Origin of the sequence: Sphingobacterium sp. 2149 (genome assembly GCF_031455655.1) — a bacterium.
Lineage (GTDB): Bacteria > Bacteroidota > Bacteroidia > Sphingobacteriales > Sphingobacteriaceae > Sphingobacterium.
The window spans coordinates 393,986-409,797 of the sequence record NZ_JAVDTD010000004.1 but is presented as its reverse complement, the minus strand read 5'-3'; the positions used below and the strand labels follow the sequence as shown (position 1 = coordinate 409,797).

At 35.8% G+C, this 15,812-nt stretch carries 25 protein-coding genes; 5 read left to right on the top strand and 20 right to left on the bottom strand.

The window, feature by feature from the left end; all coding sequences use genetic code 11:
* Positions 1–38 precede the first annotated feature (38 nt).
* From J2X77_RS08335 to J2X77_RS08320, 4 genes are read right to left on the bottom strand one after another with little or no spacing between them, the layout of a single operon-like run.
* Complete coding sequence (locus J2X77_RS08335; protein WP_310080181.1) at positions 39–296, bottom strand: hypothetical protein; 258 nt, start codon at positions 294–296, stop codon at positions 39–41.
* Between the two features lie 48 nt (positions 297–344).
* Positions 345–881: a hypothetical protein gene (locus tag J2X77_RS08330; RefSeq protein ID WP_310080179.1), complete on the bottom strand. Its 537-nt coding sequence runs from the start codon at positions 879–881 to the stop codon at positions 345–347.
* Positions 882–895: 14 nt separating this feature from the next.
* Positions 896–1,342: a hypothetical protein gene (locus J2X77_RS08325; RefSeq protein ID WP_310080177.1), complete on the bottom strand. Its 447-nt coding sequence runs from the start codon at positions 1,340–1,342 to the stop codon at positions 896–898.
* A gap of 30 nt (positions 1,343–1,372) precedes the next feature.
* A complete protein-coding gene (locus J2X77_RS08320) occupies positions 1,373–1,762 on the bottom strand; it encodes a hypothetical protein (RefSeq protein ID WP_310080175.1) in 390 nt (129 codons plus the stop codon).
* Between the two features lie 230 nt (positions 1,763–1,992).
* Between J2X77_RS08320 and J2X77_RS08315 the strand changes: the two genes are divergently transcribed.
* Both J2X77_RS08315 and J2X77_RS08310 read left to right on the top strand, forming a co-directional pair.
* On the top strand, positions 1,993–2,505 hold the full coding sequence (locus tag J2X77_RS08315; RefSeq protein WP_310080173.1) for a hypothetical protein: 513 nt from the start codon (positions 1,993–1,995) through the stop codon (positions 2,503–2,505).
* 215 nt (positions 2,506–2,720) lie between these two features.
* Positions 2,721–3,224: a hypothetical protein gene (locus J2X77_RS08310; protein ID WP_310080171.1), complete on the top strand. Its 504-nt coding sequence runs from the start codon at positions 2,721–2,723 to the stop codon at positions 3,222–3,224.
* 16 nt (positions 3,225–3,240) lie between these two features.
* Here J2X77_RS08310 and J2X77_RS08305 read toward each other — a convergent pair whose 3' ends face one another.
* From J2X77_RS08305 to J2X77_RS08295, 3 genes are all read right to left on the bottom strand, one after another.
* Entirely contained in the window at positions 3,241–4,017 is a 777-nt protein-coding gene (locus tag J2X77_RS08305; RefSeq protein WP_310080170.1) for a DUF4241 domain-containing protein, read from the bottom strand.
* Between the two features lie 11 nt (positions 4,018–4,028).
* Positions 4,029–4,601 carry a hypothetical protein gene (locus J2X77_RS08300; protein WP_310080168.1) on the bottom strand — a complete coding sequence of 191 codons (573 nt, stop codon included), beginning with the start codon at positions 4,599–4,601 and terminating at the stop codon, positions 4,029–4,031.
* Positions 4,602–4,805: 204 nt separating this feature from the next.
* Positions 4,806–5,483 carry a hypothetical protein gene (locus J2X77_RS08295; RefSeq protein ID WP_310080166.1) on the bottom strand — a complete coding sequence of 226 codons (678 nt, stop codon included), beginning with the start codon at positions 5,481–5,483 and terminating at the stop codon, positions 4,806–4,808.
* A gap of 164 nt (positions 5,484–5,647) precedes the next feature.
* On the opposite strand from J2X77_RS08295, the gene J2X77_RS08290 reads away from it, so the two are divergent.
* On the top strand, positions 5,648–5,902 hold the full coding sequence (locus J2X77_RS08290; RefSeq protein WP_310080163.1) for a hypothetical protein: 255 nt from the start codon (positions 5,648–5,650) through the stop codon (positions 5,900–5,902).
* A gap of 214 nt (positions 5,903–6,116) precedes the next feature.
* On the opposite strand, the gene J2X77_RS08285 is transcribed toward J2X77_RS08290, so the two are convergent.
* Together J2X77_RS08285 and J2X77_RS08280 are read right to left on the bottom strand one after the other, a co-directional pair.
* On the bottom strand, positions 6,117–6,299 hold the full coding sequence (locus J2X77_RS08285) for a hypothetical protein (RefSeq protein WP_310080160.1): 183 nt from the start codon (positions 6,297–6,299) through the stop codon (positions 6,117–6,119).
* A complete protein-coding gene (locus tag J2X77_RS08280) occupies positions 6,289–6,867 on the bottom strand; it encodes a zeta toxin family protein (protein ID WP_310080158.1) in 579 nt (192 codons plus the stop codon). Before J2X77_RS08280 ends, J2X77_RS08285 begins: the two co-directional genes overlap by 11 nt.
* A gap of 295 nt (positions 6,868–7,162) precedes the next feature.
* On the opposite strand from J2X77_RS08280, the gene J2X77_RS08275 reads away from it, so the two are divergent.
* On the top strand, positions 7,163–7,375 hold the full coding sequence (locus J2X77_RS08275) for a heavy metal-binding domain-containing protein (RefSeq protein ID WP_310080156.1): 213 nt from the start codon (positions 7,163–7,165) through the stop codon (positions 7,373–7,375).
* Positions 7,376–7,394: 19 nt separating this feature from the next.
* Here the strand turns inward: J2X77_RS08275 and J2X77_RS08270 are convergent, their stop codons facing one another.
* The 7 genes from J2X77_RS08270 to J2X77_RS08240 all read right to left on the bottom strand — a co-directional run bounded on the left by J2X77_RS08270 (position 7,395) and on the right by J2X77_RS08240 (position 11,969).
* Positions 7,395–7,838, bottom strand: coding sequence for an SMI1/KNR4 family protein (locus J2X77_RS08270; protein ID WP_310080153.1), 444 nt, complete (start codon positions 7,836–7,838; stop codon positions 7,395–7,397).
* Positions 7,839–8,125: 287 nt separating this feature from the next.
* Complete coding sequence (locus J2X77_RS08265; protein ID WP_310080151.1) at positions 8,126–8,797, bottom strand: hypothetical protein; 672 nt, start codon at positions 8,795–8,797, stop codon at positions 8,126–8,128.
* A 48-nt stretch (positions 8,798–8,845) separates the two neighbouring features.
* Entirely contained in the window at positions 8,846–9,253 is a 408-nt protein-coding gene (locus tag J2X77_RS08260; protein WP_310080150.1) for a GNAT family N-acetyltransferase, read from the bottom strand.
* A gap of 84 nt (positions 9,254–9,337) precedes the next feature.
* On the bottom strand, positions 9,338–9,595 hold the full coding sequence (locus J2X77_RS08255) for a hypothetical protein (RefSeq protein ID WP_310080149.1): 258 nt from the start codon (positions 9,593–9,595) through the stop codon (positions 9,338–9,340).
* A gap of 167 nt (positions 9,596–9,762) precedes the next feature.
* Entirely contained in the window at positions 9,763–10,557 is a 795-nt protein-coding gene (locus J2X77_RS08250; RefSeq protein ID WP_310080147.1) for a hypothetical protein, read from the bottom strand.
* A gap of 101 nt (positions 10,558–10,658) precedes the next feature.
* The gene (locus J2X77_RS08245; RefSeq protein ID WP_310080145.1) at positions 10,659–11,171 is read right to left on the bottom strand and encodes a hypothetical protein; all 513 of its coding nucleotides are present in this window, start codon (positions 11,169–11,171) and stop codon (positions 10,659–10,661) included.
* 99 nt (positions 11,172–11,270) lie between these two features.
* Complete coding sequence (locus J2X77_RS08240; RefSeq protein ID WP_310080143.1) at positions 11,271–11,969, bottom strand: DUF1963 domain-containing protein; 699 nt, start codon at positions 11,967–11,969, stop codon at positions 11,271–11,273.
* Between the two features lie 613 nt (positions 11,970–12,582).
* Here J2X77_RS08240 and J2X77_RS08235 point away from each other — a divergent pair.
* Positions 12,583–13,044, top strand: coding sequence for a hypothetical protein (locus tag J2X77_RS08235; RefSeq protein ID WP_310080141.1), 462 nt, complete (start codon positions 12,583–12,585; stop codon positions 13,042–13,044).
* Positions 13,045–13,660: 616 nt separating this feature from the next.
* Here the strand turns inward: J2X77_RS08235 and J2X77_RS08230 are convergent.
* The 4 genes from J2X77_RS08230 to J2X77_RS08215 are packed head-to-tail and all read right to left on the bottom strand — an operon-like array spanning position 13,661 to position 15,776.
* Entirely contained in the window at positions 13,661–14,293 is a 633-nt protein-coding gene (locus tag J2X77_RS08230; protein ID WP_310080139.1) for a hypothetical protein, read from the bottom strand.
* Between the two features lie 3 nt (positions 14,294–14,296).
* A complete protein-coding gene (locus J2X77_RS08225; protein WP_310080136.1) occupies positions 14,297–14,707 on the bottom strand; it encodes a hypothetical protein in 411 nt (136 codons plus the stop codon).
* Between the two features lie 6 nt (positions 14,708–14,713).
* Positions 14,714–15,202: a hypothetical protein gene (locus J2X77_RS08220; RefSeq protein ID WP_310080135.1), complete on the bottom strand. Its 489-nt coding sequence runs from the start codon at positions 15,200–15,202 to the stop codon at positions 14,714–14,716.
* Positions 15,189–15,776, bottom strand: coding sequence for a hypothetical protein (locus tag J2X77_RS08215; RefSeq protein WP_310080133.1), 588 nt, complete (start codon positions 15,774–15,776; stop codon positions 15,189–15,191). The genes J2X77_RS08220 and J2X77_RS08215 overlap by 14 nt, the downstream gene beginning before the upstream one ends.
* Between the last annotated feature and the right edge of the window lie 36 nt (positions 15,777–15,812).

The window sequence follows — 15,812 nt, the reverse complement described above, 5'->3', positions numbered from 1 at the left end:
TAATATCCGGTAATTTTTGTCGATATAAATGCTATTTATTACTCATAAACTTTTGCTCCCTTGAAAATATCAGCAAATGTCGACCACGCAGCTTTCTCAGCATCTACATTTGCGTAAGTATTATCATAATACCCTTGGATATCTTCTGTATACGCCGCCAAAGCTTCCAGAAAATCAGGTAAGGTTTTGTTTTCCCAATTTTCAGGCTGTTGGAGCAAATCCTGGCGCAACAAATCAAGAAATTTGATGAAGCTTTGTCTATCTTTTACGATCAGTTCGTTTAATTGATTATTCATATTATATACTTAACTTTTTATAAATTAAGAATCTGATTTTGATGTTTTTCATCCATTTTTATGAAATTCTATCACATTATCCTTCTGTGCATGTATACCCAATGCGGCTCCAAATCCGACAAGTGAACACCAAATAGTGACGATATTCTCACGTCCATTTAGCGCAACTAATTTAAATATTGGATGTGCGTGCAGATAATCTGCTATTGGCCATACCAGTACAGATAACCCAAATATGACCACCATTGAAAGCCAGAATTTTGGGAAAGGCAAGATTATATTTGTATTTAGTGAAAATAGTATTGCAGCTAACGTCGTTCCAACATACATTGCATACAATCCAAGTGGGGAAAGAAAGAACACAGTGATGGCAATTGTTATGATAAAGATAACTATACTCAAAAACCAATGAAGCAGTATGCCTATCAATTTCTTAGGAAAACTGATCTTGTCAAAATTGCTTAATGACACGGCTAATGAGATCAATGTTGGGATAAGGATAAATGACCAGTCCCATTTAATGTAAACTGAAGAAATAAAGCCCGTCAAAATGCAGCAGAGCCATGTCATTACTTTTCTGATCATTTACAATTTACTTACTATACAACAACAGGATATTTGTTCGTAATATTATTTAATTTCTGAAGAACTGGCTTGATATAAGTCTGGTCAAAATTAAGTTCAAAATCCAATGTAGCGCCATAGATTCCTGGATTGTCAGTACAGCTTATTTCAGCATTGATGTTACCTAGCCCATTCCCTTTAATTTTCATATATAAATAACCTTCCAAATCTTTAAATTCAATTTCGGAATTTAAATTTTCATATAGCAAATTCAGATCCTGTTTAAAATTCTCAAAGTCAAATGTTGTTAGGTCTGCATCGTAGGTGCCACCGAACGCGCCAGCCTGTACTGAGATTTTAGTCCTTAACCAATTCTTATCCCAGCTGCTAGTGGCATCAATAACTAATAATCCAATTACCGTAATTGAAATTGATTGGCCTCCTGAGTGCAATCCAATCGTAAAATCATCAAGCTCGTCCATTTGCCATTGTTAAGTTATATTATCTATACATTATATTGACTCAGGTTCATTCCATTGAGGGATACCGATAAACATTTCCTTCACAAACCGTTCTGTATATCGCTGCATCCCAGATTCCTCCTTATCAAAGTAAGCCGTTATTGTTGAGCAAACTGTAGGGGTATAGCAAAGTTTGACGCGGAGGTTCTCTACCCATTCAGCACGAATAACAATTGTGATTAACCTTTTCGTATCTCGGGATAAACCAATTACCGTAATATCTTTACACATTCCGGCAAACCAATCGATAATATACACCTTAGTACCAGCGCTAAACTGTTTCGTGCCGATACGAGTTTGTAGTTTCTCTTCACCATGCCTGATGTTCTCTTTGATATTAGCAACCAATGTCCATAATGGTGTAGGTTTTAAATGATCCATATTGATTCAGTTATACTTTAAATATGGTGAAGTTCTATTATTTTATCAGAGATCTTCTGGTATTTCGCACTGTTCTTTCCATGATCCATCAGCGGAACAGTTACTATATTTTTTTATTTCTTAAATATAAGACCGCTATCAAATATAACTATTTGGAACTATTATTCCGCTCACGCTTTTTCGATGCTGCAAATTTTTGTAAGTTGGTATAATAGAAAAGCAGCAATTTTATGCAACAAACTACCAAGACAAAACGGTCACTGATCTTAACAACAATTATCTGTAGCGTTTATCTTGTGCTGACCATATTTTACCATCATATTGACAAGTATTTTTCTGGTATTGTGTACTGGGGTCTGACAGCTTTAATCCCCGTTACTTTTGTCACGATATTTGTTTTTGAAATCAAGGGAATTATCGAAATTATCCGCAATCAGAAGAACTTGTCTTTAAAATTTTGTCTGCCAACAATAATTTGTTCAATTACAATTTTGTACACGCTATTTAGTCCCTACAAGCTTGATTCAGAAAAACTCGAAAGCGAGGTTGAATTTAGCGCCTGTTATGAAGGGACTCAAAATCAAGCTTATATCCTTTTCAGAAAAGACAAGACATTTGAATTGCATTGGACAGGTGCTTTCGGATATAATGAATGGAGGACGGGCAAATGGCAGAGAGCAGGTAATGTATTAACGCTCAAATATGATGGAAAAAAGTTGAACAACTTGGCGAAGTTATTTTGATTTCAAAGGGTTATCTAAATCCAATCGGAAAATCATTTGATAAAAAGAAATATCCATATCCGATGTTTTATCTTGGATACTGTAAACATGAAAATTAAATTGTCCTCAAAACTAAACGAATAAAATAAGTTACCGACATTTATGTTATTTTCTAGCTGTCCGTTTACAAGAAGGTAGAGTAACATCATTTTAACGTCACAGGGGTATTTGCAATTATGAATAAACTTTTAATAATTTCTATTTTCTTTTGTTTATCTGGTACTGGGCTAGCTCAAGATAAGGAGGATATCGTATTGTCTGTTTTATCCAAAAACGTTGTAGGGAAGACATTCAGGTTTAAACTGAGTGATAATAAGGATTACCTGAATGAAGTCGATGTAGCCTATCTAGGCGAGATAGAGACGGTAGCCAAAAAAAAGTATTACATGGTAACTTGGGGCAGGGTATGGGGGCCGAATAAACATACTACAGGTTCAATTCTGTTATATGATAATAAAAAACAATACTTTGGGAGTTATGTGTTGGGAGCATCAAGTGATCTGCCTATAAAGTTAGACAAGAATGAACTGTTCTTTTATAACACAACTAAAAATGAATGTGACCGATCGTTAGTCACCAAAATTGATTTTTCTGAGATTCCTAAGAATATCTTCATAAAATGCAGTGGTGAATTAGGGGACGTTTACGAGCTTAATTTAGATTCCTTAGAAAAGAAATAAAACGCTCAATCTTTCGCTACTCTGCTACATTCCGCCACAGTACAATACTAAAATCAGTCAATAGCTGACAAATTTTGCCATCACTGTCCCTTCCAATGTAAGTAGCATAAAAACCATCTCCATACCCCGTGGAGTAAAAGACTGCATTGTAATTTTGAAAATCGTAGTTTAAATAATCCTCGAATTTTTCGGAGAACATATTGTCCCAGTTTTTGTCGAGCAGCTTATTCAGACTATCCTTTGCTGCTTGATCAACGAAAAGACCTAGTCCTGCATCCACTCCATATCCATATATTTCTTTGGATTTGAGGGGGATTGGAGTCTGTCCCGGTAACAATGCAAACTCCCATTTCCGGATGGGCTTATCTGAGAACTTTACCCGTGCAAATGCGACCCTTCGATCCTTATTGGCATTGATATCTGCCATTGCCAATTCGACTGGAAACTCACCAACAGGGAAATTTTCATTAAAGGCTATCGCATCGTTTAACATGACAGGATCAGTCGCAATAATCTGGCCTGATGATACTTTTAGATTTCCGACAGCTATCTTATCAAACGTTATTTCCGTACCAAATTGCGCTACTTTTGTGCCCTTCACGAAACTTCCCTCAAATATTTGCGGGAATGCAAGAGATGTGTCCCGAACGGTTATTTTCGGTATGGTATCTTTGAAGTCAAATTTGGCTGTCGGTACAACGATATCGTTACTATTACTTGGAACTTTGTGCGTCGAAGTACATGAAAATAGCACCAGGGCCATTAAACATATTGCTATTATTCTCTCGTGCATTGAACGTATAATTATCTTTGTCTAATTGATGACTCTACAGGATGACCTATCTCCTTAAAAAACTTTCTGAGCATTTCATATGTGCTGGAATCAGCAACAACTCGATTGCAGCTATCTATTGCCATTGCTTCACAACTTAAACAGATATTCAAAACAGATACAATTTCGCCCGAGCTTTTATAGAATACGATAGCATCCCTGTAAATGGGGGCACACATCCAATTGTTGAAATTAGTTGTTTTGGTAAGTAAAATATTCTTTAGTAGACTGATTTCCTCATTGCCACATATAAATGTATTGGTTCTTTGACTAGAAAAATGAAATCGACCTGTATCATCAATTAAATATTGTGTTACACCCAATAAAGCATTCAGCCCGATCAGGCGAATTTCTTCGTTTTCGCTGAGATTGTTCCGTTTTTCCTTTCTCACTTTTAAACTATTTCGTTCTGGTTCCAACGTTTGGATTAACGCAGTGTATTCCTCTCCACGCTGAAGGGAATATGTTTCGATGTAGTCAAATGGCAGGCCTTTTATATAATCAGCCGAGTTTACTGAATTGCTTTTTACACTATCTTTCGACATGTATAAATTCAAGTTTATAGTTATCTGTTAGACACTCTAGCGTAACGAAATCGTACCATATATCATGACTTTTTCTAAAATTAATCAATTTATCGCATCCATGAGTTATCATCGGGATTGTACTTCCTCTGATGTATACCAAATCCAATACCAAAAGAGTTTCCTTCATATTATTTATACTGGTTCATTTTCGGGGTTCTGACTTTAATATCCAAATTCCTCAAAGTTCGCCCAGCCCATTGTTATCCAGCTTTCCCAATATGATCGCCCCGTAGACCCAGCACCGTCTGGGTCAATAGTATAAAAGTCAGCGATTACTTCAAAATGTTTTCTTGTATTAGTTTCGTTTAAAAAATGGGTTAAGCATGCCAACATCTTGTTGAATGACGAAAAGATAATTTCGCTCAGTCCATCGAGCTCGCCATCATATTCATGGTCGTAGACTCTAATCGGATAATCATTTTTTTCGACGGAGCCTCTCGTATCAAATACCAGTGGTCCAGTATCATTACCTTCACTCGCAAAAGGGATCAGGCCAAGTGGGATGAGTTGTTCCGGTAGGTACCAGTCAAGATTAGCTATTATTTCCGCTAGCGGTTGAGAAGGTAAGGAGTGAGGTAGTCTGACGATTGAACAATCACAGTCGGCAAAGAAATAACGCTTATGCCATTCAATAAAGCTAACGGGCAACGAAGTGCTAAATTTTGCAGCCACTTTTTTGTAATCATCATTAGTTAATGATCCAGGAATAAGCTTCCATTCGTACCAGCCATCTTCGTTTACCTCGGATGCCATCATTTCCTTTGGAACATCTTCTGTGTAAACAGAACTTACATCTCTGGTCAAATATGCATTAAAAAATTGTTCGATATTGTCGGTCATTTGCAGGCAGTTTTATCGCTTTAAAAGTATCACTTTACATCTAATATATATAAAGAATTTTTGGATTGGTGTACAAAGAATTTTGAACTTTAATCTTCCTAACGATTACTTGTTTTTTTTTACAGAATTACTCGGGTTTTGAACAGTTTATAGGATCAGAGTTCGTGAGACTTTGGGACGTTGACGAATTAATTGGAGCCAATACCGACTATCAAATTTTAGAGAACCTTCCAAAGACTTTGGCAATTGGTGGAAATGGAAGTAGTGAATTTATTGCAATTGAAAAAACAGTTGACAATTCAATTAGAGTAGTACTTACGCCTTTTATTGATTTGGACAAACAATATCATATTGAAATTGGAATCTCTTTTACTGACTTTTTACAACGATTAGACAATGGACAAGAATGGTTCAAATGAAACTTATTAGGAGAAGAGCGTCAGAGGCCCTAAACGTATTGGCAATAGTGGGGCTGACATTCATAAACGGTTGTTGGATGGCTAAAATAATGGCGTTGGAAATTTCCGAGTTTTCGGTTAGGAAAAACGTTTTGAGGTATCGAAAATTTTTAAATAGAATTGACAACTGATATCTCAAATAATCTAGCAAGCTTTACAGAGCCTGTAAAAGTAACTATTTTGGTAAATTCATAAGTAGTTCCTTTGCAGGCACTTCTTGAATTTTACCATCAACTTTTACCACCAAACTCTCACCCTTTGCAGCACTTTCTTCTGCCAATTTTCGTAAAGCCTTCTGCACTCCTAAACGAATTCGTTCAGAAAGATTGATATTTTCAATATTTACCTTATCGTTCATTATGGTATTTCGATTTTAGTGTTGACCAAATTTCGCTATTTGAAACGAATTCTCCAAATTTATCACCTTGAGCAATTATTTCGGGTATTAAATCCATGTTATCAAAAACCAGCCATCGATCACATATTGGAATATAAATGTTAAACAGGTTTTCTAAACCACGATGATATCGTCTTTCTATCACATCAGATGGAATATTGTGTCCCCCGTTTTCTACTCTCTTCTTTACACGTTGTATGGCTAATGAAGGTGAGTCGAGCCAAAAATAGAGTACAGTGACTGAATACCCCAGTTTTTGAGCTTCGACTACTAAATTTTTATAGCTTCGAGTGGAGAGCGTTGTTTCAAATGCAAAATCAGCTTTATTCTTCATCAATTCCGCTATACGCTCTAACATAATTCGTCCAGCTGATACAGCTACGCTTTGCGGGTTGAAAGGAGAAATACCTGCTGCTATGTTGTCGGCATTTACAAATTCCCTGCAATCTAATATCTCCGGTAACACGGTGTAACTAGCGGTTGTTTTTCCTGCTCCGTTGCAGCCAGAGATAATGTAGATATTTGGCATATGCTATTTTTTTGTTAAAATAGGGAAAATTGACCAAATTTTAATTTCTTATTTAAAATTGGTTATTTCAGTAGCGGTAGTTTACTCACTTCAAAAGCGGAAGGAGCACAAAGTTCGAGTAGGCTTTTTTTAACAGCTCTACGGTTTCCCGTAACAAATCCTTCCTTCAAACCAGTACCTTAGCCTTCCAGTTTGTAATCATCTTGAAAGTTAATATTGTAAATATATTAATTCAGCATAAATAATGTATATTAGGCTTGGGTATTAACCTTGCCCGATTGAAAAGTAGTATTCTATGATACTAACCACGACCAATTCCAGCCTTCCAATAGCAGCCAATGTAGTCATCGGCACCACTGTCTTTAGCGATATAGGAGCGAGCTATGTCGATTTCTTTGGTGGCCACTCTACCACCTATGAGAAGCAGATGCAGGAGATGTACAAGCGTGTTACCGAAACGCTCAAGCAGCGTGCACAGGCAATTCGTGCTTGCTATTATTGGGCTTAGTGTCGATATCGACGGAATTTTAGGATGTAATACCCAACTCTCGGTGCCAGTGATATAATCCTCCGGGGTCGAAGACATTCCCTTTTAAAAAACGCTGCAAAAACTCTGTGAGGGACGACGTCAATGCAATTTTAGGGTGCGTTGCATTAAATATTTCATATCGGCAATCTCCTAAATACCTTAATCCCCATATATCTGAATTAATCATATATTCTGAAAAATAAAACCAATTATTCCCATAGTTGTCTGAGTACTCCATTATTCCATCAAGTGGTATAATATTGAAAATATCTTCATTACAACCGAAACCATTACATAAGAGATAAAATCTTCTAAACTCATCGGGCAAAGGAAATCCAATTTTTTGCTCAAAGGTATCAATCTCCGAGAGCATTGCTCCAGGATAGATGTCAATTCCATCTTTCTCGTGCTTTTGTTTTATAGCTGTAATTAATTGTCTCATTGCTATTATGCGGTAAAACTGGCGGGGTATAACATCATCTTAAGATAAAGTTATTAAATATATTCGTCCATAAGTAAACGCAGTAGTAGTAAATGTAGTTCTGATAAAGTTAATACCTCCGTTCCAATTTCTCGAAACCTTCGGTGGAACCATAACAAGCATATCAAACTCTTTCGTTTAAATTTTCCATTGTACTCGTACAAAGCAACACTTTAAATTTATTGTCAGCGGCTTTGAATGTTAACAAGTCTCCCTGATTAATATCTGTTATTTTTAGCATAGGATGTTTAATCAATAATTTTAAAGTTCAGTTTGTTATTCCCTATTAAAAGGAGTAGTTCTTCGTTCGTTATACTTCCATCAATTTTTTTCGGTAGTACAACGCCAACCGGATGTCCAAAATTTAAGTATTCGGTGCTGTACATGTTTCCTGTCGAATCAATCAATCGTTCTGAGTCAGACCATTCGTACCCAATGAAATCAACTTGGTCTACTAATTCTTCAATCGTTTCCAATTCAATAATATCTTTGGGATATTTTAAGTCAATTATTATCGAAGGAAACACGGGAGGATTAAATTTGTCCTTGCTTTTCCAGTTTTTCAAGTATTTGGAAATGATTTGCTCAAGTTTGTTGAAATTGAAATTGTCATATATACTCCACATATCGTTAAACAACTCCCTATCTATGTCCTTTATGGGTTGAATGGAGCTTAAATGTAATTCTGCGTCCCTCAATCCCCTTATTGGATTTTTAAAAACATCAAAGGGAATCTTCCTTGTAATTGAATTATTTATATCGACAATTTCTACCCACCAATAATCAACACGTTTAAGTTTTTTTAATCTCTTATATTCGGCTAGTTTGCCCGTAAAAAAATAGTAAATCCAATTCCTCTTAATTTGTGAAGTAGAATTTAACAAGGAATCACTATATGATATTTGTAATGTTTGTATCATGCCATTATTGCTGACAATATTTGCTCGAACTTTTTGATTTTCTCCATTTTAATGATCACCGCCAGAATAGATCCACATAGGCTCTGTTTGACCAGCTCGTTCAAAACCATTCTTTTTATAAAAGTCTATGGCTTTCCCGTCAGCAGTAAGCATCTGCATATGAAAATCCTTATAAATCTCTTGCATTTTATCCATAATCAAACGCCCAACCCCTTTGCCCTGATAGGAGGGTAGCACTAGTAGATGCGGATAATAAACCACGAGATACCCATCGGAAATGGCATTCCCTAGGCCTACTAATGTTGTACCATCCCATGCCGTAACTAGAGAATGCGAGTTTAATAGTGCTTTAATCAGTAGTTCCGGTTTATTGGCTGCACTCCATTTATTGGCTTGATAAAGTTGTAGTATATCGTTTGCGTTTAAATCTCTATTGGCACTAAGCTGTAGGTTCATATATTATTCTGTAGTTTTTGTTGGTATATCTAGCAAATGTTGTTCGCTAGTAAATATGCGGACGAGTGAAAGAAATGCTTACTATTACTCGTAAACTTTCGCTCCTTTGAAAATATCAGCAAACGTTGACCACGCAGCTTTTTCAGCATCTACATTTGCGTCTGTATTATCATAATACCATTGGATATCTTCTGCGTATGAGGCCAAAGCCTCCAGAAAGTCGGGTAAAGTTTTGTTTTCCCAAGTTTCAGGATTTTGGAGCAGATTTTTATGCAGAAGATCAAGAAATTTAATGAAGCTTTGTCTGTCTGTGACTTTTAATTCGTACAATTGATTATCCATGTGTTTTTACATAATTGATTATAACACTTTTGCTAGTTTAATAAATAAATGTCCTTTATTATCAATTACTCGTAAATGTTAGTTGCAATATTTTGCAATAATAGCGGGTAATGGCGAGGGAGCTTACGGCAAGCGAATTAAGTCACCGTTATATGCTGTGCTTCCTGTCATTCTGTAGTCGGTAATAGTTTGTCAGCTAAATATTGTTTCCATTTTTTTCCAATAAATTCGCAGTTTCCGCTTTTGATTTGAGCATTAGGAAAGTCTGCAAGAATTGCTGTTAAGTCGTTCCAAACATCTTTCAATTCATCGTCCTTGTTTTCAAAATTTAAACTAAATTTTCCGTTTTCTGCTTTTATATGCTTGAGAAAAATACCTTCTTGTGTCGAGCTAATTCTATCCGCAAGTTGTATGTAGTAACCTTGATAGTCTGGATAAGGAACTTGCTCTGGTTGTCTTTCTTCACCTGAATAATAACGGAACAAAATGTCGTGTCCGTATTTGCTTAATTTTTCTTTCCAAAACAAAGGTCTCGGAACTTCAGAAAGGTCAGCGGTCAGATACACTTCTTTTTCACTTGTCCAAGGCTTAAATGTTGTTTTTATTAGCTCTTGTTCTTCAATGTCAAGGCTGTTTGTAACAAGGCGAAAAGTCGCAGGTGTAGCGAACTCTAAGCAAATTCCATTTTCAACTTCTCGTGCTTCAATATATTCAATGTAGTTGGCGTCACCAACATTTGTTACATCTATGTCAAAAGTCCATTCGTAAATTTTTGATGGAATGATTTTGAAAGGCAAAATGTGTCTTTCTGAATTTGCCTTATAATTTGCTTTCACATTATAACCAACAATAATTTCAAGCGGATTTTCTTTTATTGCCAAAACGTGTCCGTCTTCAAAATAGAAGTTGTCCGACAACCATTTGTCAAGGTCGTTGAATGTATGTATGGTAGTTTTTAGCATTGTTATATGATAGAGCGGCGACTTAGCGAAATAAGGTAGCCGTATCGAAGATACGAAAGTGGAGCTGTTTTGCCAAGTCGGTTGTAGTAAGCTGTCCTTCCTCAATCTTTAATAATTGCACCTACCTTAAAAGTTTTCTGTCCTCTGTCGGGCATAACGGAATTAATTCTATTTGCAAAAAAATCCTTGATTAATTCCCAGTTACTTATATTCATACTACCATTCCCGTTTTTGTCGAGGTGGTCAATAACATTTAAAGTACCAATAATTTCAAAATTGTCTCGAAACTTCATAAAGTCTTTTCGGAAAATTAAAAATCCGTATGAACCTAAAAAGTATGGCCGAGTCTCAGGATGAATTGACCACATTTTATCAAGTTCATTATCAGAATATTTGAAGTATTCACACTTTCTATTTCCTATTCCAAAGAATTCGATATTATTAATGTTTGAAGTCGTCGGTTTTTCGAAACTGTCGTAGGTCAATGCCGCGAAAGTAAACCATTGCGGACTTCTGTCCTTGCGCGTACTCGTACAAAGCAACATTTTATATTTATTGTCAGCGGCTTTGAATGTTAACAAGTCTCCTCGATTAATATCTGTTATTTTTGCCATAGAACGGTTTGTCTCTGCATTGCAGGTAACAACTGTTTTTGTCAAACTAATATATAAAAAGTTAATAGATTTTGGCAAGCCGATGTCATCTGCTTTTTTTTAATAAAAGTCACAGTAGAAATTCCATTCTTCTGTTTTCGCATTTTTAGCAAAATACATCGTTCCGCTATCAACTATATTCAAATTTGCTTTGTCGTCGGATGCAATTTGAAATACAAATTCAAAGTCGTTGCCAAAATATACACCTGGTTGACAAAAGCTTGGATAACCTCCAAGTTTGTGTCCATATTGATTTTCAGCTATATCATAATAACCTTCAATTATTCCCGAATCTTCAAGTTTTAATATTTCATCTTCCATTTCACTTGTTAAACCACCTCCGTCCCACACAGGATAATCTTCTTCTATTTTTGAAGGTTTTAGGGGGAATGGTTTTAGCACTGAATCAGGATTGTTTAAATCTTTAATTATTAATTTGTCTGATTTTTTATATTCTCGCAATACCCATTCATTTCCGTTGGCTGTTATATCCATTGGAAGTTCTTCTGCTATAAAAACAGTAATCACCATTGTATCAGCTAAAATATCAGGTCTAATTTCAATATCTTCTAAGCAAAGCTGAAACAAAGGAAACATTAGATTTCCATTTTTGTCTTTCGGAATTTCTTCATCTTCTTTGTATAAGTAAACTTTTCCTATCCAACTTTCAGAAATAGAATTTGTTGGCCTAAAACCTCCTGTTTTAAATTCTATAGCTTTTCTTACAATCTGTTGTTTTATTTTATTTACTTCATTCATTGTGAATCGCGTTTGGGCAATTGCAGGTAATAACTGTATTGGCGAAACTAATATACTAAAAGTTTCGCCTATCCATCCTTATATATGTATTTCCACTACCGTCCCAGACGATTAGACAATTTGTATCAAAAAATGACGCATAGTGTTTTCAGTCAGCTTAGACCGGGATAGTGGAATCTGTCCAATCTTGTAAGCTTTATACGTATGAAAATATTTGTGAAGAGGCTACGGTTTCCTGCAACCAGCCCTACTTCCAAACCAACACCTCACCCTTAAAGTTTGTAATAATCTTGAAAGCTAACAGCTGTAAACATATTAATTCAGCATATAGATACCAATTCCAACATTCCAATAGCTGCCAATGTTGACATCGGCACCACTGTTTTTAGCGATATAGGAGCGCGCTATGTGGTTGCTCTACCAGCTATGAGAAGAAGATGCAGGAAATGTACAATCGTTTCATAGAAACGCTCAAGCAATATGTCCACGCAATTTGTGTAATGCTAATATCGCGCTATGAGAGGCTTCATCCATCCAATGGCATATAAAAAATTTGAACCCTAAATATCTTTGCCATATATAATATTACTAATATTATTAGTAATATTGTAAAATGAAACCACTAGAGATCTTTTGCCGAAATCGGGTAATGCACGCTCAAATTACCGTGCATGATAAAAGCATGGGCATGAAAGATTATCATCTCTATAACAAAAATGGTCTTGCTTTTTATGTTTTCAGGAAATTTCAGGGCGTGTGGCAATTGGCATACGGTGTACTTGCCGATGACATCAAGGAAGCGTGCATTGACGCGCTTATACTTCGCTTTGATACGGATGTGCCTGAGTTGTTTTATCACCATAGAAAACGCCAGGTAGTGGAAGTTCGGGCCAAAGAATACAGCCTTTGGCATATTTATCTCAATTATGTAGGAAGTATTCAATATTATAGCTTTACTAAGCAGTTCAATTACCACCTTGATGACAATTGCTTATTGACCGATGATCACGTGCAAAAGTATATAGCCATGATCCAGCGTGGGGAATTAAAGTGGATAAAGGATGATATTCGATGAAAAAGAATATAAAAACAATAAAAAAACCTTGAGTCTGGGAGGATCTCAAGGTTTACCAATTACTACCTAAATTACTACCTATTTTTGAAAAGTACTATTAATACAATATCGAATCCTGTTTGGTTTTAAAAAAAAATTATTCCTTGGTGTTGAGAATGAAGTATTAGCTGTCTAGAAGGTTTTTGTTACTGGATTTTTAACGATAGATAATCTAAGCAGTAAAGAATGTTTTACATTGACAGATCAGGTGTGGATGATTTGGAGTACTCGTCAGGCTAACAATAATATTCGATGAAGTGAAATAGCATTATAAAATCAATTTTTTATCAGTTGGCAAGTTTTGAACAACAATCATCTATCGCTGTGTATTGATAAATCCCTGGAGCTATTTTACAGACGTCCATTTGTACGCGATCACCCGGTATTGGTCGGTTATAACGAGTCTGTCTTTTACGATAGTATCGCTTAAGTTTTAAATACTGTTTCTATTTAAATCTCCAAGCATCATTTTATAATTTGGTTAATATTAAGGTAGTTAATATCCCTAATGATTCAAAAAGGGATTGCTTCCTACCTGAAATAGCTCACATTTTTCTCTAATTTAAATAAATTAGTCCTACTTTGCACCAATAATAGACCTGAATTCCTCTTCAGAATAATTTTCTATAATACCGTGTTTGGTTTTCAGATAATCAAAGATAGCAAGATTGTCCAGCCCATGTGATTCCCGAAGTCCATCAATAATTGTTTTTAAATAGGAAATGCTAGGTTTAGTCGAGGATTGTGAATCCTGTTCATTTGTTATTGTAAAAATAGGATAACCATTATGCTCACCCAAGTATAATAGATTACCATACCATGAAGGCTGTTTAAAAATATAAGAGCCCTTTTCTATAGCCTTTTCAAAGTCAATTTCTAAGTTGGTGCTTGTATTGGTCTCCTGTCTAGCAATATCTATCAATTGGCTTTTTGTTATCAAATACATTCGTCCATAAGTAGATGCAATAGGAGTAAATGTAGTTCTGATAAAAGCAATACCGCCGTTCCAATTTTTCGAGACTTTCGCAAAGTAAAGTTCAGCGGAGATATACATTTGTTCACTGTCGATCGGAAGCGTTTTATCATTACATCCATTGTAAGTTGTGTTTGCACCAGCGGGCTGGCCTCCCTTTATATAGCAAAAAAACCTTTCTTGCAGCATGTTGGAGCCGTAACATGCGTACCAAACTTTTTCGTTCAGATTATTCATTTTTTAGTGTTTTTTGACTTCTTTCAGATGCCAGCGCAATTCCTCAGGAACTAATGCAAAGGCATAGCTAGAGATCCCAAAATCTTTTGAGAATAGTTCCCTATCATTTTGCCAAACTGTTATTTGATCCCAATAAGCCAGGAAGAAATCTCCTTCCTGAATAAAGTCCATCCAACCATCTGCTTTAATTGATGCTTGTTTGTCGATCAATATGATACCCGAGTAATTTTCTAGACTACCATCCAGAAACATTCCATCATGGCCTTCAATACATGATTCTGACCAGTCAAAGTCAAATTCAAAGCTCATACCCAACAAACTATTCAATTCATCAACAAGCTGGATTTGCACGAGTTTCCTTAATTTTGGCCCCATAGAACTTGAAAATCCATATTTACTCCAATTATCTTCCATAGATTCCTATTTATGTGTTGAAAGTACTCTTTTCAATTTAAAGAAAGTATATCCGATCAAGGGAAATATGGCTGAGAGAATAATATAGATGCATTTCGCTTGAAATTGCCAATTTATATTCAATGGGAGTGGCATTTCCTTGATGAGATGAGTTATTAAAACATCATATGCTATGTAATAAGCCTCAGGAATTAGCCATAAAATGGTGATACCTATATTTGTGTTAAACTGATAATTTCCTGTTATGAGTATACAAAATATTAACATCAGTAGTCCAATCAATGCTGGCCAAAATATAGAGAATATCTTTCTATTTCTTTTCGCTTGTAGGTATCCTGCATAAATAAGTGCTGCAACTTGAAATCCAAAAATAATCAGGTTAAAATTTAAACTCCCCGTAAAATATCTCAGCCAATCACCATCTGTGAACACCGTATAAGATGTCAAAGCGATAAAACTGAGATGTACAAATAGGGGAGCGTTAATTCTCTTCATTATCTATATTACGTTTGTGGAATCTCAATGTCTTTATCGATTTAAGAAGATCCTGTTCAGTTTGCGCTTTCAGGTTTGAACCATGAAGGTTAAATCGGACTTTTGAAGAGTCTCCCCATAGGCTGCCGATGTACACTCCGGTGTTTCCTTTTCCGGATATTCTCGGAAATACGATTTTCGCTCTTCTGTTATCGATAGTATCCCAGGATACATTTTGTTTTCTGTAAAGATCAGCATCGAGATCCAAATCCAATATCGGCATATCTTTTACAATAATATAGTTCGAAGAGTCCGTTGCACTTTCCTCCATCATCTGTCTGGTAATGACTTCTATGTTATGCTCTGTCAAACTATTGGAATACATCCCCAGATCGAAGTAAAGCGTATCGTTGTTGTCTACAGCAATTGCGCCGACATAACTGTCGATTCCGTTTTGTTTGACTTGTTGCCATTTATAGGGAACCTCAAGTGTAAATAGACCAAAATCCATTGTCTTTGTGCGAGATGGATCCTTGCAACCAGTAATGAGGATAGTAAGGGCAGAAATGTGGAATAGTTTTATGAACTGTTTCATGCTATGGCTTATACGTTGAATTTACAAAATTAGGCT

What these genes read in the sequence shown, in the direction of transcription:
- J2X77_RS08215 (WP_310080133.1), bottom strand. Translation starts at nt 15,776, where the DNA reads ATGAAACAGTTCATAAAACTATTCCACATTTCTGCCCTTACTATCCTC.
- J2X77_RS08335 (WP_310080181.1), bottom strand. Translation starts at nt 296, where the DNA reads ATGAATAATCAATTAAACGAACTGATCGTAAAAGATAGACAAAGCTTC.
- J2X77_RS08325 (WP_310080177.1), bottom strand. Translation starts at nt 1,342, where the DNA reads ATGGACGAGCTTGATGATTTTACGATTGGATTGCACTCAGGAGGCCAA.
- J2X77_RS08245 (WP_310080145.1), bottom strand. Translation starts at nt 11,171, where the DNA reads ATGGCAAAAATAACAGATATTAATCGAGGAGACTTGTTAACATTCAAA.
- J2X77_RS08225 (WP_310080136.1), bottom strand. Translation starts at nt 14,707, where the DNA reads ATGGAAGATAATTGGAGTAAATATGGATTTTCAAGTTCTATGGGGCCA.
- J2X77_RS08270 (WP_310080153.1), bottom strand. Translation starts at nt 7,838, where the DNA reads ATGAGACAATTAATTACAGCTATAAAACAAAAGCACGAGAAAGATGGA.
- J2X77_RS08255 (WP_310080149.1), bottom strand. Translation starts at nt 9,595, where the DNA reads ATGGATAATCAATTGTACGAATTAAAAGTCACAGACAGACAAAGCTTC.
- J2X77_RS08315 (WP_310080173.1), top strand. Translation starts at nt 1,993, where the DNA reads ATGCAACAAACTACCAAGACAAAACGGTCACTGATCTTAACAACAATT.
- J2X77_RS08320 (WP_310080175.1), bottom strand. Translation starts at nt 1,762, where the DNA reads ATGGATCATTTAAAACCTACACCATTATGGACATTGGTTGCTAATATC.
- J2X77_RS08250 (WP_310080147.1), bottom strand. Translation starts at nt 10,557, where the DNA reads ATGCTAAAAACTACCATACATACATTCAACGACCTTGACAAATGGTTG.
- J2X77_RS08300 (WP_310080168.1), bottom strand. Translation starts at nt 4,601, where the DNA reads ATGTCGAAAGATAGTGTAAAAAGCAATTCAGTAAACTCGGCTGATTAT.
- J2X77_RS08230 (WP_310080139.1), bottom strand. Translation starts at nt 14,293, where the DNA reads ATGAATAATCTGAACGAAAAAGTTTGGTACGCATGTTACGGCTCCAAC.
- J2X77_RS08260 (WP_310080150.1), bottom strand. Translation starts at nt 9,253, where the DNA reads ATGAACCTACAGCTTAGTGCCAATAGAGATTTAAACGCAAACGATATA.
- J2X77_RS08240 (WP_310080143.1), bottom strand. Translation starts at nt 11,969, where the DNA reads ATGAATGAAGTAAATAAAATAAAACAACAGATTGTAAGAAAAGCTATA.
- J2X77_RS08235 (WP_310080141.1), top strand. Translation starts at nt 12,583, where the DNA reads ATGAAACCACTAGAGATCTTTTGCCGAAATCGGGTAATGCACGCTCAA.
- J2X77_RS08285 (WP_310080160.1), bottom strand. Translation starts at nt 6,299, where the DNA reads ATGAACGATAAGGTAAATATTGAAAATATCAATCTTTCTGAACGAATT.
- J2X77_RS08220 (WP_310080135.1), bottom strand. Translation starts at nt 15,202, where the DNA reads ATGAAGAGAATTAACGCTCCCCTATTTGTACATCTCAGTTTTATCGCT.
- J2X77_RS08305 (WP_310080170.1), bottom strand. Translation starts at nt 4,017, where the DNA reads ATGCACGAGAGAATAATAGCAATATGTTTAATGGCCCTGGTGCTATTT.
- J2X77_RS08330 (WP_310080179.1), bottom strand. Translation starts at nt 881, where the DNA reads ATGATCAGAAAAGTAATGACATGGCTCTGCTGCATTTTGACGGGCTTT.
- J2X77_RS08280 (WP_310080158.1), bottom strand. Translation starts at nt 6,867, where the DNA reads ATGCCAAATATCTACATTATCTCTGGCTGCAACGGAGCAGGAAAAACA.
- J2X77_RS08265 (WP_310080151.1), bottom strand. Translation starts at nt 8,797, where the DNA reads ATGATACAAACATTACAAATATCATATAGTGATTCCTTGTTAAATTCT.
- J2X77_RS08310 (WP_310080171.1), top strand. Translation starts at nt 2,721, where the DNA reads ATGAATAAACTTTTAATAATTTCTATTTTCTTTTGTTTATCTGGTACT.
- J2X77_RS08295 (WP_310080166.1), bottom strand. Translation starts at nt 5,483, where the DNA reads ATGACCGACAATATCGAACAATTTTTTAATGCATATTTGACCAGAGAT.
- J2X77_RS08275 (WP_310080156.1), top strand. Translation starts at nt 7,163, where the DNA reads ATGATACTAACCACGACCAATTCCAGCCTTCCAATAGCAGCCAATGTA.